The sequence below is a fragment of the Pseudomonas frederiksbergensis genome, from assembly GCF_001952935.1.
In the GTDB taxonomy this organism is placed as follows: domain Bacteria; phylum Pseudomonadota; class Gammaproteobacteria; order Pseudomonadales; family Pseudomonadaceae; genus Aquipseudomonas; species Aquipseudomonas frederiksbergensis.
Map to the genome: position 1 here is coordinate 2,077,020 of NZ_CP018319.1, position 14,152 is coordinate 2,091,171.

The 14,152-nt window shown below is 51.3% G+C and carries 9 protein-coding genes and 1 tRNA gene; 6 read left to right on the forward strand and 4 right to left on the reverse strand.

The window, feature by feature from the left end:
* Positions 1-49: 49 nt before the first annotated feature.
* The 6 genes from PFAS1_RS09650 (at position 50) to PFAS1_RS09685 (ending at position 9,173) form a co-directional block, all read left to right on the forward strand.
* On the forward strand, positions 50-1,291 hold the full coding sequence (locus PFAS1_RS09650) for a nucleoside deaminase (protein WP_076029002.1): 1,242 nt from the start codon (positions 50-52) through the stop codon (positions 1,289-1,291).
* Positions 1,292-1,420: 129 nt separating this feature from the next.
* Positions 1,421-1,496: transfer RNA gene (locus PFAS1_RS09655), tRNA-Thr, on the forward strand.
* A 164-nt stretch (positions 1,497-1,660) separates the two neighbouring features.
* Positions 1,661-2,989, forward strand: coding sequence for a tyrosine-type recombinase/integrase (locus PFAS1_RS09660; RefSeq protein ID WP_076029003.1), 1,329 nt, complete (start codon positions 1,661-1,663; stop codon positions 2,987-2,989).
* Positions 2,990-3,892: 903 nt separating this feature from the next.
* Entirely contained in the window at positions 3,893-4,873 is a 981-nt protein-coding gene (locus tag PFAS1_RS09670; protein ID WP_076029004.1) for an integrase domain-containing protein, read from the forward strand.
* Between the two features lie 581 nt (positions 4,874-5,454).
* Positions 5,455-7,284, forward strand: a complete 1,830-nt coding sequence (locus PFAS1_RS09680) for an ATP-dependent nuclease (protein WP_076029006.1) — start codon at positions 5,455-5,457, stop codon at positions 7,282-7,284.
* A complete protein-coding gene (locus PFAS1_RS09685) occupies positions 7,284-9,173 on the forward strand; it encodes an ATP-dependent helicase (protein ID WP_076029007.1) in 1,890 nt (629 codons plus the stop codon). The genes PFAS1_RS09680 and PFAS1_RS09685 overlap by 1 nt, the downstream gene beginning before the upstream one ends.
* Positions 9,174-9,530: 357 nt before the next feature.
* On the opposite strand, the gene PFAS1_RS09690 is transcribed toward PFAS1_RS09685, so the two are convergent.
* The 4 genes from PFAS1_RS09690 to PFAS1_RS09705 form a co-directional block, all read right to left on the reverse strand.
* Positions 9,531-10,460 (reverse strand): restriction endonuclease, encoded by a 930-nt coding sequence (locus tag PFAS1_RS09690; RefSeq protein WP_156886711.1) that lies wholly within the window; start codon positions 10,458-10,460, stop codon positions 9,531-9,533.
* Positions 10,461-10,790: 330 nt separating this feature from the next.
* On the reverse strand, positions 10,791-11,021 hold the full coding sequence (locus PFAS1_RS09695) for a hypothetical protein (RefSeq protein WP_076029009.1): 231 nt from the start codon (positions 11,019-11,021) through the stop codon (positions 10,791-10,793).
* 506 nt (positions 11,022-11,527) lie between these two features.
* On the reverse strand, positions 11,528-12,169 hold the full coding sequence (locus PFAS1_RS09700) for a BRCT domain-containing protein (RefSeq protein WP_076029010.1): 642 nt from the start codon (positions 12,167-12,169) through the stop codon (positions 11,528-11,530).
* A 100-nt stretch (positions 12,170-12,269) separates the two neighbouring features.
* A complete protein-coding gene (locus tag PFAS1_RS09705; RefSeq protein ID WP_076029011.1) occupies positions 12,270-14,009 on the reverse strand; it encodes a dipeptidase in 1,740 nt (579 codons plus the stop codon).
* Between the last annotated feature and the right edge of the window lie 143 nt (positions 14,010-14,152).

Here is a 14,152-nt window from a genome sequence, read left to right on the forward strand (position 1 = left end):
CAAACGCCAGATTTTACTGGCGCTCAAACAGCAAGGAGCTGGGAAAATCATGAGCACATTGAACAGTGCACAGGAAGCCGTCGATACCGTCGCCAACCAAGCCATTGATGCTGCGCTGCAGCAAACCTTCGCAGTGGGCGGCGCCATCATCAACAACGCAACGGGCGAGGTCATCGCTGCGCTGCACAACAACGTGCTGATGCCTTTCCCCGGCAGTGGCACCACGTACTTTCTACCTCATGACCCAACCGCCCACGGCGAGCGGCAATTGGTGGACTGGTACTACGAAAACGTCGCGCCATTGAACCTGCCACCGCCCAATCAGTTGACCGTCGTCACCACGCTAGACCCGTGCGCCATGTGCGCCGGTTCGCTGCTGACTGCAGGATTTAACGTCGCCGTCAGTGCGATCGATGACTACGCAGGCATCAACTACAACAGCCAGTTCACCTTTCCATCGCTGCCGCCGCAGATCTGCCAACAAGCGCAGGCCACCTGGGGTTATTACGCGATTGCGGCGCCGGTCAGCCGTGCCTATCAGGGCTCGACCAGTCCGGTGTTTGCTGGCCAGACCATCGACTCGGCGGCTTACTTCCTCACCAGTTCGATCTTCTCCGCCAGCGTCAACACCGTCCGCGAGGCCAGCAACAACAGCGGTCTGCCGCCGGATCAACTGCAAAACCCGGCAAACCTGCCGGCCAACAGCAAAGTCCGCCAGGCACTGACTGCGCTCAGCCCGTTTGCGTTGACTGTGCAATCGGCCAACCCACGTGACCCTGGCGCCGAGCTCGCTCCTCCCCTGCTGAAAACCGCGCAACAAAGCACGGTGTTCAACTCGGTGGCGCTGATCGATCCATTCGGCAACCTGCTGGTGTGCCTGGGAGGCGTTGAGAACCAGTCGCCGATTCGTACAGCGTTCATGGAAACGACCCGCAGCTACGCCGTCATGCGCTGGACCCTGATGAACGACCCCGACCCAGCGGTTCGCGCCCAGGCCGAGCAATACCTGACGCATCCAAAATACGGCACCTTCGTCTTCCTCTACGCCCCCGACCCCACCACCCCGCAGGCCGTGATGACCTTCGGCGCGTACGGTTCGACCATGGAAGGCCCGGTTCCACAGAGCTATCCGTCCAACCTCCAATACGTGCTGCTGCCGGGCAACACCACCGCCCAAGCGCTCTCGACACTGGCCCAGAACCTGCCACCGTTCTACACGCAAAGCGTGCAAGTGGCGCCCGCGCAGGTGCTGAGCCAGGACTTGATCAACGCGGTTAAAAACGGCGTGTAAGGGGCTAAAGCAATTGCATCGCTCGGCCCCGCAGAAGCATCCGCGGGGCCAGCTTGACGCCTGCGCAAAAATAGTCTGAATTCAGGGGTTTACAGAACCAACCCAATCGCTATAATCGTCGCCCAACACGCCGGTATAGCTCAGTTGGTAGAGCAACTGACTTGTAATCAGTAGGTCCCGGGTTCGACTCCTGGTGCCGGCACCACATTAGGCTCCATTGCATTCCACCGAATGCTCTGGAAGCCCCGAAAACCCGCCCTTTGGCGGGTTTTTTCGTTCCAGGACCCTCTGTCGGGATCCAACAAAATCCCCCTTCCCCGAGGGTATGTTAGGGGTACTGCGATTTCCCGGTCAGGAGCGCGTACCCCTATGCCACGTCTAGCGATCCCTCTCAGCGACCTGCAATGCCGCACGGCCAAAACCCGCGAACGCGCCTACAAACTGTTCGACGGCGGCGGCATGTACCTTTTCGTCAAACCCAATGGCGTGAAGACCTGGCGCTTGAAGTACACCAAGCCTAGCGGCAAGGAAGGTACGCTCATCATCGGCAATTACCCCATCGTTACCCTTTCCGTCGCACGACGTAAGCGAGACGAAGCCAAAGCGTTGCTGCTCGACAACCTCGACCCAATGGAAGAAAAGAAGAAGGCCAAGATCGTAGCCCAGCGGGCGGCACTGCTTTTCGAAACCGTTGCTCTGGAGTGGCACGCCGACATGTCCCGTCGCTGGACCGAAGGCCACGCAAAAACCGTAATGAGCCGACTGCGCACCCACGTCTTCCCGCTGATCGGCCAACGGCCCATCGCCGAACTCGATACCCACGACCTGCTAGAGATCACCCAGCGCATCAAGGAACGCGGCACCATGGATGTGGCGTTAAGGGTACAGAACTACTTATCCACCATCATGCGCGGGGCCAAAAGGGCTCGGCAGATCACCATGAATCCTGCACTGGATCTGGCAGGCTCGATTCACGCGCCGCGCACAGTCCATCGCCCCGCCCTATCCCTCAACCGCCTACCCGAACTGCTACAACGCATCGACAACTACAACGGCCGCGAGCTGACGCGCCTTGCCGTCCTGTTGACGCTGCACGTATTCGTCCGCTCCAGCGAACTGCGCTTCGCACGATGGAGTGAGTTCGATTTCCAACGTGCCATGTGGGAAATCCCCGACACGCGCGCACCGATTGAAGGGGTACGCAACTCCACACGTGGGACCAAGATGAACGGCGACATTCAAATGGTTCCGCTATCGCCGCAGGTCATCGAAATACTGGAGCGCCTGCGCAGCCTCAGTCGCTTTTCAGAGTTGGTGCTACCGGGCGATCACAAGTACTGGAAGCCCATGTCCGAGAACACGGTGAACACCATGCTCCGCAACGTCGGCTATGACACCAGCAAGGACGTGTGCGGCCACGGCTTCAGGACCATGGCCTGTAGCGCCCTGCTGGAGTCCGGGTTATGGACCGACGCTGCCATCGAAAGACAAATGAGCCACAAGGAACGCAACCGCGTGCGTGCCGCGTATATCCACAAGGCCGAATTCCTCGAACAGCGTCGGCTGATCATGGCGTGGTGGAGCAACTACATCGACGCCAACCGCCATGGGCATGTGACGCCCCACGAGTTCGCTCACCCAGTCGGCGACAACATTACCGCCCTACAAAATAGCCGTGGCGCATCCAAACGTGGGTAAGCCAATGAGATCACCGGAGTCCGCCCTTCCACGCGGGTCCATCCAAGCGGGGCTGCAAAGCCGCCCTGCTTGGATGGACCTCATTTAAAAAATCTAAAGCCCACACAACTGTCTGTGGAAAACCACGGATTTCCACCGGTGGATAATTTCATCCACAGCCGCAGAACTCTCGAAAATTCGAGCCTTGACCCAAAATATCCACAGGCGTAGAAAAGATCGGGCAAGCGCTGTCGTTGACAGCAACCCAGGTAGCCAGAACCTTTAAGGCTACGCCACACCGTGGTGGTTCACCCAAAGTGCGATTAGCGTCCGGCGGCTCGCACAGTCACTCACCGAGTGATGGATGCCTACTTCAGTCATTGCCATTGCGGCAAATACATACCCCTACCCAGCTGCCCTGCAGCAACCTATCCGCTTGGCCATTTCACTGCGCCAACCTGCGCCCGTCTCTTTCTCCCGGAAAGAGACGGGCGCGCCTACCACTGCTGCAGCCCAACTCGTACAAGGCTTTGCGGCATTCCCCCTCGTGACAATCGGCGTGACAAACACCGAAGTCACTAGCAACAGCGATGCAGATGATGGTGCCGCAGCCCACGGAATGGGCTGCACCTGACTGACAGTCAGGCATGCCCCAGTCATCGCATCACTGCCTTCACCCGACTCAGGATCTCGCGGCGTTGGTCTCGTCAGCCAGTGCAGCCTCCACCCGCCCACTTCTGCGTAAGTGTTCAGGAGGCCAGATCATGAAATGCCCAAGCTCCTGGTCGTAAAGAGCCGCCAGTCCCGCGTTAGTGGACAACCCTCACAGGCCGCAGGGGCCTTGATCCCTGATAACACTCAACATTCGTGGCGGGATGACGTGGGGAAAGTTTTAAAAGTTTTGGCTTCGAGAGGCGTTTAATCATGGCATTGGTCGGTAGACGAGATGGGCGCAATTTTGGCTATGGTCGGCAATTGAGTTATGCCGGACCGCAGGCGTTGCAGAACATGTTTGGCGGCGGGCATTACGGCACGGTCAAGGCGCACAGTGATCGCTGGCAGGCGTTTGTTCGGTGGTGTCGGTCGGAGGATGGGCCGGGGTTCAATGATGCGCGGCAGATAGATCGGCAGACGTTGTTGGACTACGCCAGATTTCTGCGCCACGAGGTAGATCAAGGTGGAATCAGCATCGCTACAGCACAAAACCGATTGTCCAGTGTGAACCGGACTATGTCAGCACTTCGCGGTGACCGGAATGTGAGAGTACTGAGTCCGAGTAAAGCGTTAGGCATGCATCGCTCAAATATTCGTAGCAAGGCACCGAATGGCCAAGATCGCGCACAAGTAGAAAAGGTGCTTGAGGCGCTCTGCAGCCTTCAGCAACAGCGAGTCGCTGCAATCATAGTATTAGCCCGCGAAACCGGGATGCGATTGAGAGAGGCCATCCTAGCGGACCTGCCTCGACTTCAACGCGAAGCCAAGCTTCTTGGCAAGATCAATATCCAAGATGGCACCAAGGGCGGCCGATCAGGTGCATCGGCACCACGCTGGATCACTGTGAACAATCGCATACATGACGCCTTGGCATTTGCCAGGGAGGCATCGCCAGGCAGAAGCCGCAACCTGTTGGCGCGAGAGGAGAGCTACGTCGAGTTCATGAAAGACGTCGTCCGAGCAGCCCGAAATGTGCTGCATGAATACGAGTTGAAAGGCTTCCATGAGCTGCGCGCAGCTTATGCCTGCGAGCGCTACGAAGAGATCACCGGGCATCCCGCTCCCGTCAATAGTCGCAACTGTTTCCAACAAGACCGAGCCATTGATCGAGAAGCCCGAGAACAAATCAGCCGTGAACTGGGGCACGGTCGTATCGACGTTGTCTCGGCTTATATCGGAGGCCGACCATGAGTAAGCCATTCGATATAGAGCTGTTCTTGAGTGGCGAGCTGACCGGCTCAAGCGCGACTCGCCATCGACATATGCAGCAGGCAAAAATTATCCATGCAGCGATAGCTGAATACTGGCAGCGTGATAACCCATGGACGTGGCAGCGAAAACATCTCGCGTGGTTTCTGAATCACCGATTAAGAAACAAGAGTGAAGCTACCCGATACCACTATGGGCTGACAATTCAGTTGCTCGTATCTCGGCTTGGAAAACGGTCATTACTACCCCCTAGGTAGCTGGCGGCCTCCCTTGGCATTTTGCCGGAGGCTTTTGCTTCTCAGGTGAGCCATCATCCGCAAGCAAGCCAAATCCACGAGATAAGCTATCTTTCACGGCGGCGACTGTCTGAGTCGACTGCTTGCCGATAGTGTTCATGACTGGACGGTACCGCCGTTTTTTTGGAGGGAGGGGGATGCTAAATGCACACGGTGCTTAAGGGAGACTCCACATTTCCCGGAAGAAGTTGTAGCCTGAAGGTAAGAAAATCCGTCCTTCGGGCGGTGGTGGTTTTCACCGCAGCATTAAATACCTAGAGGAAGGATATGGAAATCTTAGTGGACGTCGTTAGGGTTGCGGGCTTCAGAGGTGTAAAAGAACTAGAGGTAAATTTATCCCCAGTTACAGTTTTAATCGGGATGAACAACTCTGGGAAGACTTCCGTAATCAAAGCGCTTCAACTTTCTCTCGGAGATTATGCGCGACTTCTAACAGAGGAAGATTTCCATATATCTAAAGACCAGACGCGAGCCACAGAAATAAAAGTGGACTCCCGAATTGTGCCAATAGATGCCACCGGAGCGAGAGCCAAAGTCTTTCCGGCCGCTTGGATGGAGCACTTTGGCGATAGCATTCAGTCAGAAGCTGATGGTAGTCAATTTGTGGCATTACGCTCAAATAGCCGCCCAAACTTGATAAAGGGTGGATTTGAAACCAATAGGTTTTCACTCGACAAATGGCCGGAATATACAGACTGGCAAACTGCGTCTGTTAAAGAGACTCGTCTGGGCAATAAAAGATTCAACTTGTCACTAATACCAATTGATGCCCAGCGAGACATACATAACGAGTTAAAAGACAAATATTCATTTGTAGGAAAAATACTTTCGAGTGTCTCCTATGAAAAAGCAGATATTGATTCAATGGAGAAAGTCATAGCTCTTGCAAATAACGAAGCTGTTAGCAAAAGTGAGGAGCTTAAAAACCTAAAGGCACACTTAGAATCGCTTAGTGCGTCATTCCAAGGAGCAGGAAGCGCCGAAATCACACCATTCCCCAAAAAAATTCGCGATCTATCGAAACACTTTTCGATCCAGTTCGGGGAAGACTCCAGCAATTCGTTTTCTATGGAATATCATGGAATGGGTACTCGCAGCTGGGCATCAATGTTGACCGTAAAATCTTTTTTGGAAATGACGGCAAACAAACACAAAGAAGAAGAGGAGCCATTTTTCCCTATCCTGGCTGCTGAAGAGCCAGAGGCGCACCTTCACCCAAATGCTCAAAAGACGCTCTATCACCAACTGGCAAGTTCTGAAGGCCAAGTCGTTGTTAGTACACACTCACCCTACCTCGCGGCCATGGCTGAACAGTCCTATATCCGCTATCTACGAAAGCGCCAAGACGACATTTTTGTAGGACAGTTGGCTAATGGATTAGATCCCGAGGATAAGAGACGTCTGCAAAGAGAGGTCATGCATTCAAGGGGGGAAATAATTTTCTCCAAAGCTCTTGTTCTATGTGAAGGGGAAACAGAAGAACAGGCCCTTCCGCTCCTATTTAAAAAATATTTTAATTTTGATCCGTTTGTCTTAGGTGTGAGTTTCATAGGTGTTGGCGGATCCGGAAAAAAATATCTTCCTTTTCTCAGTTTCGCAAGGGATTTCTCAATTCCGCTGTTTATATTTAGTGACGGTGAGGCTGAAGCCGTCCGCGGCCTGACTAAGGTGTACAGCGGAGTATATGGTGCAACCGATGTGACACACTGCGACAATATAACTATCCTCGACGGTACTGACTTCGAAGGATATCTACTCTCTTCCGGCCATAGGGAATTGGTAGTATCGGTCATTACCGATCTGGACGGAGTTGATGCAGTTGATCGCTGGATTGAAAAAAGAAACGGGACTTCCTCCGGACGCGCCAAGACTAACCAACCTCCTTGTAAATCATGTGGCCAGCCCATTTTCATTGATATTATTAGAGATTATAAAAAGGCAGGCGGTGAAGATATCGCGATTTGTGAAATACTCGATTCAAGCAAACCACGCTTTGCTCCGGCGATAGCTGAAAAACTCTGCACTTTAGACCCCGCTCACCTGCCGCCAAAAATCATAGAGCTTTTTGAAAATATCAAAAAAGGGGCCGGATTGTAATGAATCTTTCAGCTAATCAAATTGCGATTGTAGAAGCACCGATTGGAATTTCAATCCAGGTTCTTGCCTCGGCTGGCTCCGGAAAGACGCGCGTATTAACTGAGCGCATTCGCCATATAGTGCAAAAAACCAAAAAAGACAAAATTATCGCTCTCACCTTTACAAATAAAGCAGCCGGAGAAATGCTTTCGCGGTTAAGCGACCTAGAAGGTGTCGAGGATAGGTGCTGGATAGCTACCGTACATTCAGTGGCTCAAAGAATACTTGAGCAATATGGGCATACAATCGGACTACCCGCCGATCTCCAAATTTACGAAAGGGACTTGGATAGAAAGGCCGTTTTCCTTCAATCCTTGCGTGATAGCGGGGTGGACATTGATGAGTTTCTTAATGTTGATGATCATAATCTGAAAAAAAATCGCTCAAAAATAATCCAAGACTATATGGATAATTTCTCTTTGGTTAAAAGAGAACTTTTGAGCGAATCAGAAATAAAATCTCGATTTAAAGACGCAGGATTTTGGTCTACTTTCCAGACTTACCAACAAGCACTTCTATCCAGCGGCGGCATAGACTTTGATGACATTTTGGTCTACGCCCACAGGATTCTTTTGGAGCAGCCTTGGTGCGGAGACATATATAGAGCAAAATACAAACACCTATGTATTGATGAAGCCCAAGATTTAAACAAGGCCCAATATGAGTTTGTGAAAGCTTTGTGTGGCGATGGAGTTACAAGTATTTTCATGGTCGGCGATCCTAACCAGATGATTTACGGCTTTAACGGTTCGTCTCATCAGTATTTATGCGAATCATTCGTAAAAGATTTTTCTCCAGCCCAGTTCGCACTTAATCAGAACTATAGAAGTTCTCAGTCTGTTATTAGGCTCGCGAACAAAATAAAACCGGGAAGCCAAGAGGTGTCGAGCTTTGCCTTGAAGGGATATGAATTGATCCAAGATCTTGCCGATGAACAGCAAGAGGCGTCCTGGATTTGCAAGACAATCCTTGATCTGGTAGCGCACGCAACTCATCCCGAAATAGAAGGAGACATCGATTTCAGCAAGATGGTTGTAATCGCGAGAAACAGATTCGTTTTTACTACACTTGAAGAAGAGTTACGGGCCAACTCTGTTCCTTACTTCCTGAAGAAAGGAGAGCGCTTGACCGAACCCACTACTGTTTTTGGAAAGGTTTTAGATCTATCTATCAGGCTCAAACTGAATCCGAAAGACTGGGTTGATGGTAAAAAGCTTTGTGCTACACTCGGTGTTACTCCCCCCGCCAGCTGGGGAGGAAGAAACATCCTTCTAGATCTGGCTGGGCTCGTTGATCGCTCTGCTATACCATTGGCAGACATCCAGATCCTATTACTTAAAGCAATTCATGATTTAAATACTGACCAGCCAAACATCCCCAAGATGCATGCTTTTTTTAAAGACACCCTAGAGGCCGCAGGTTCAACCCATTCTATAGAAGTCGATGAAGAGATAGCTTTATCTCTTCAAGAACTTGAAGAATTTAGAGCGTTTTGGACATATTTCAAACGAAAAGGATTAGGTGACTCATTACTCGCATTTAGGAATGCTATGGCGCTAGGTCAGCTAAGTGAAGAGTTCGATCCTAAAGGCTTGATGTTGAGTACTGTTCACACGATGAAGGGTTTGGAAAAAGATATCGTGTTTTTGATGGGTATGTGCGAGGGAGTTTTTCCGGACTATAGAGCAAAGAGCCAACAAGAACTCGATGAAGAGAAAAATAATGCTTTTGTAGCTGTCACTCGATCTAGAAGATGGATATATATAACCTACCCACGATTCAAAAAAATGCCTTGGGGAGACGTTAAGCCGCAGCGACCATCGAGATTTATTAACTTAATGCGCCAGTGATAACGCAGACGCTGAGATGTCATCGCCACAAGGACCTCGCCAACCGTCTCCAGCTATCTCATTGGAGGCGCGGCGTGCCGCCTACTACACCTCCCCTAAAAACAAGCTGGATAAATTATGGGGCCTCAGCATGCGCAATAATCTCTTTTAGTGTTATCCGAGCGACGTAAACGCTAATCACCAGGTAAAGCTGTCCAGCCATGCTGGTGACGAATAGCAGCATTCCACTTCCCGTGCTGATACCTTCTGTGGGCATATCCAGATCAAGTAGATGGATAGCCTCAGGACTCTGCGGATCCGGATTCGATTTCACCGAACGCCATAACTAGCTGATTTATTTATCCCTTCGACAACAAATTAATAACCGTACAATATTTGCCGCGTGGTAAATTCGTTATTGCTATCGTCCAACCAAATGTCTAGACCAGATACTTCCTTTGGAAGAATCAATGCGTTCGCTCGAGGCAGGCTCTTAAGTAGCTCAAGCAATCTTTCACCATCGAAAAGCTCGAGTTCTAACCTAGCATTTACACTATGCTTTAGTTTATCCGGAATCTCTAAAGCTTTTTTACTGTACCTTGTCGCAGTAGTCACGAAGATTCCCTTAGAAACATTCTCAATGGCTAATGCTCCTAGGAAGTTTCTAACCTCCGCCACCCCTTCCACGTCTCGATTTATTCTTCGCTTCACCTGGACCGCCGATAGTATTTTTCCACCCTTGTGGCAAACATGCAAATCTATCCCCCCATCCTGAGTATGTGTATTGGCTGTTGCACTTACCACGTCACAACCTAGATGCTCTTTTAAAAGACTTCCCACAAGTAACTCTGCTGCTGACGCAGAAATCAGCTTGCGATCACTCCACTTTCTGGTCAGATGAAAAACCAGATCATCAATAGCAACCTTGCTGCTCGATATATCTATTTTTTCTATCCCTGGGCAATAATCATCGGGACTTCGCGAGTTTATACCAGACGGATAAATCACTCCTCGCTCGTTTGACCACCACCAACCACACCTAGGGCAAGAGAATAAATTCTTGCACATCAAAATAAAAGATGATCCGGGTTTAGATTTTATTATCTCATCAAACTCCACTATGTCGCCCCGACTCATCTCCTTTGGCTCTCGATAATGCTTTAGCTTACCTCGGCAAATATGACACACTTCGTCATTAAACTCAGACTCCACCACCAATCCTGATCGTTCATATTCCGCAACATCCATATTATGATCAAATTCGAGAAGATGTCTAAATGCTATTCGCTCTGCATAACCAACGCTCAACTTTAACCCCCTAAAAACCAATAAATTTTTTATACTAAAAGACGGCACCGTAAAATCACACCTCGCAACTAAAAACTGGACAGATCAGTGCAACGCGGCACAGACCACTACGATCAAACATAGCCGACTAATGAGTTCGCTTAATATCATGGCCTGCCCCCAATCTTCGCCAAGAGAAGCGTGAAATTAATATCGAATAGCTGGCACGCATTTAGTCAATATTAAAAAACAATAAAAGCACATATCTTTGAGTTTCAGCATAGTTCTGCCCAAAAAAAACCACTCAAAGTGGTAACGATTTAGCCGCTACCACCTCATAAGTGATACAAGTCAATATTTACGAGAAAAATTTGATTTAACCACGCTTGAAATATAGCTATTGAGTCCGCGGCCAGCCACAGCAAGTCGCTGTAATTCAGCAACCATTACTGGTCCGGGACGATTGGAATCATATACATAGGTTCTATAGGCTCCTGAGGCGAACTCTACGGATATCGACCCTTGTGCCAGTTCATATGCCACCACATTTGACTGACCACTGAGATTTTTGTAACGCTCCATGTGTCTCATCTCCTGAAACTGGCAAGTCGCCAGTACACATACTTTAGACATCAATTGACTCCCAGCCAAGTCGAAAGTCCATTACCTCAAGAAGCACGTGTAAATTGCGAGTTTCGCCAACACCGAGTAGATACAAGAAAGGTAGCGGGAGCTCAAAATCAGCAACTCTATGATGTAGTACAAGCCTCCGGTTCGATTCCACTGAGCGCCATAACTAGCTGATTTATTTATAGTTACTAGTTGGGGTACGCCATATTTTCCAGCGAACTCCAGACGCCCGAATAACCTAGTCTCGCTGAAACATACCGTTCGTCTGGTGCCGCACCATACAAAACGAAGCCCTCGTAGAAATACGAGGGCTTTGTTGTTTCTGGAACGTCCACTTTTTGTCCACACACTGGAATCTGTGGGAGCGAGCCTGCTCGCGATGAGGCCGTCAAACCCAACGACGATCTACTGACCAAGAAAAAGGGCTGCCTTTCCAAGGCACCAAACACGAAGCAACCTCAACCAAACAGCATCCTTTGCCAATGATCCTCACCCACGATGGCAATCGAAGCTCCTGCCTCCCGCAACTCCACTGCCTTCATGATCTTCGTTCCATAAGTACTGTGGCGCCACTGCTCATTACCCACGCTACCGACCACCAGATAATGCACCTTCTTACTCACACCGCCCCCAATCAAACCACCTCGTTCTTCGACCAGCGCCTGGCAATCCTTACGCGGCCCAAAGGCCATGACACCCGTAAATACAAACATCCGGCCATCCCACACCAAATCAGGGGCCGGTAAATTGAAGGGAAGGTCCGTAGGAGCAACGGCAACAGCACCGCCGACCTTCGCTCCCTCAATGCCCACTCCAGAAAAACCACGCAGGATGTTAAGCAGCTCCAGGGACTCATCCTTGTCCAGAGCATTTTCCTGAAGCATGCACGCCAAACGCGAATACAGCAGATTGATCACCGGATCGTTCAGATGCGCGAGATTGTTTTCCAACCATTGCTTTAGAAAAACCGCTTCTGTGATGTTCACAACACCGTCGGCCGTAATCCCAGCGGCCAACCCGACCAAGGCATCGGCGGCGCGTCGATCGATTCGGGCGCGGTTGAAGAATTTGCTGTTCTCGAATTCGTGGTGTAGATCCATTACGGGTTTTCCTTGGGGTGGGTACTGGATTGATACCGAAGCATTAGCGGGTAAATGTTGTGTTCAAAGCTAGCATCGCTGCGCGCAGACACCCCTTCTATTAGAGTTCGGGCAACTGGCCAATGCGCCCCATCATTTCTGTCACAACCTGCAGGTCCAGCAGAAATTGATCAACCGTCTTGAACTCCCTGTTGGTATGGCCGGTGTACTTGAGTTCAAGCCTGGCCAGACCAAACTGTACGCCATTGGGTAAATCATGGACTGAGGTGGCGCCGGAAGAGGAGCCGAATCTGCTTTCCATTCCCAGGTTTTCGCTGGCCACGGCCAACAACGCCTTGGCCCATTCTCCTTCCGGATTGCGGTGCATCGGTTCGGCGATCGAATAGTCGAAGGCCACTGCAACCTGAGCTTTCTTGCTCCAAACGCCCAGTTTTTCAGCGATTTCGGCTTTGAGCACTTCAGAGGACTTGCCCTTTGGCAGCCGCAGGTTGATCGCAAGCTTGAAAGCTTTCTCGTCCATCGTGATAGCGGTCGGAGAAGTAGTCAGCGGCCCCATGAATGGATCGGAAAAGCCGATTGCCAGTTGACCGCCCAGGTAGTCCAGGCCCCAATTGTCGGTGCTGTAGCGGGCTGCATCGGTAATGTGGTTGTGCTTGATGGCAACTTTACCGTCAAGGCTGTTGATCAAGCCCAGCATTCTGGCGACCGGGTTAATACCGGACTCGGGCTCGGAAGAGTGCGCAGCAACGCCGGTCACGGTCAGCTTGACGCTTTCGCCGACGACCTCGGTAGTCACCTTGAAGTTGTCGCCGTTGTCGTGGGCATATTCGTTACCGGCCTTCTGCAGGCTGACCGCCAATTCGGCAGGCTTGTCACTCACCAAGGTCGCGACCGATGTTAATGGAATCTGGTTCGCTGCAAGGCCACCTGTCATCGCGGTAATTTCGGCGCCCGTACCCTCTGCGTTGCGGCGGGCAAAGGTTGCCATGACCGTCCCATAGCCTTTTTCGGCAATCACCACAGGATAACCGCCGTCCAGCGCCACGTTGTAACTGGGGGTTGGGTTGCGTTCGAAGTAATAGCGGATAGCATCCCCGGCGATTTCCTCGGTAGTGTCTATCAGCAGCTTGAAGCTCCTGAGCAGCGGCAGTTGCTCTTCCTTGATGATTTTCATGGCGTAGAGCGCCACCACGATGCCGTTCTTGTCATCTTCTGTGCCGCGCCCATACAGGCGGTTGCCAATCAGGGTGACCTTGAACGGGTCGAGGCGGGTGCCATCTTCCAACACCCAGCTTTGCGGATCTGCGGGCACCACATCGGCATGGGCATGAATGCCAACGACTTCATCGCCAGCGCCTTCAAGGGATACCTCATAGACACGGTTGTCGATGTTGCGAAAGTTCAGGTTGAACGAGTGGGCAAGGCCTTGAAGTTTCTCCGCGATTCGGATGAATTCCGGATTGTCATACTGGGCAACGCCATCCACCTGGAAGGTCGGGATGGCCACCAACTGGCCCAGGGTCTCAATGGCAGCGTTGCCGTACTTGATCCGTGCATACAAGCCGAGCAGGCGATGGATCTGGTTCTGCTGTTCGGCGAGAAGGGGCGTGTTGTCAAGGAACGCACGAATGGCTGCATCAAGGTCGTCGTTTTTGGCCAGCTCAGTCCCGCCGATCTGTTCCAGGAACTGTCGGAAATCAGTTGCCGATGTATCACCGAAAGTTTTGAGAATGGCTGTGCTTTGTTGGGGCGGGATATTGGCAAGGGCAGGCAGGGTGATCGGAGAAAGGCAGGCCAACATCAAAGCGGCCTTTGCGAAGTGCTTGAGTGAGGCATTCATCGTGCGGACTTTCCTATCTCTGTAGGCTTTGGGTGATTGATGCTTCATCGATGAAACATCAACCCGCGAAACCTAACACGATGATGGAGTGCCACGACGGCCCCTAAAAAAAAGAGAACTGTCCTACATATATGTAAGAAGCG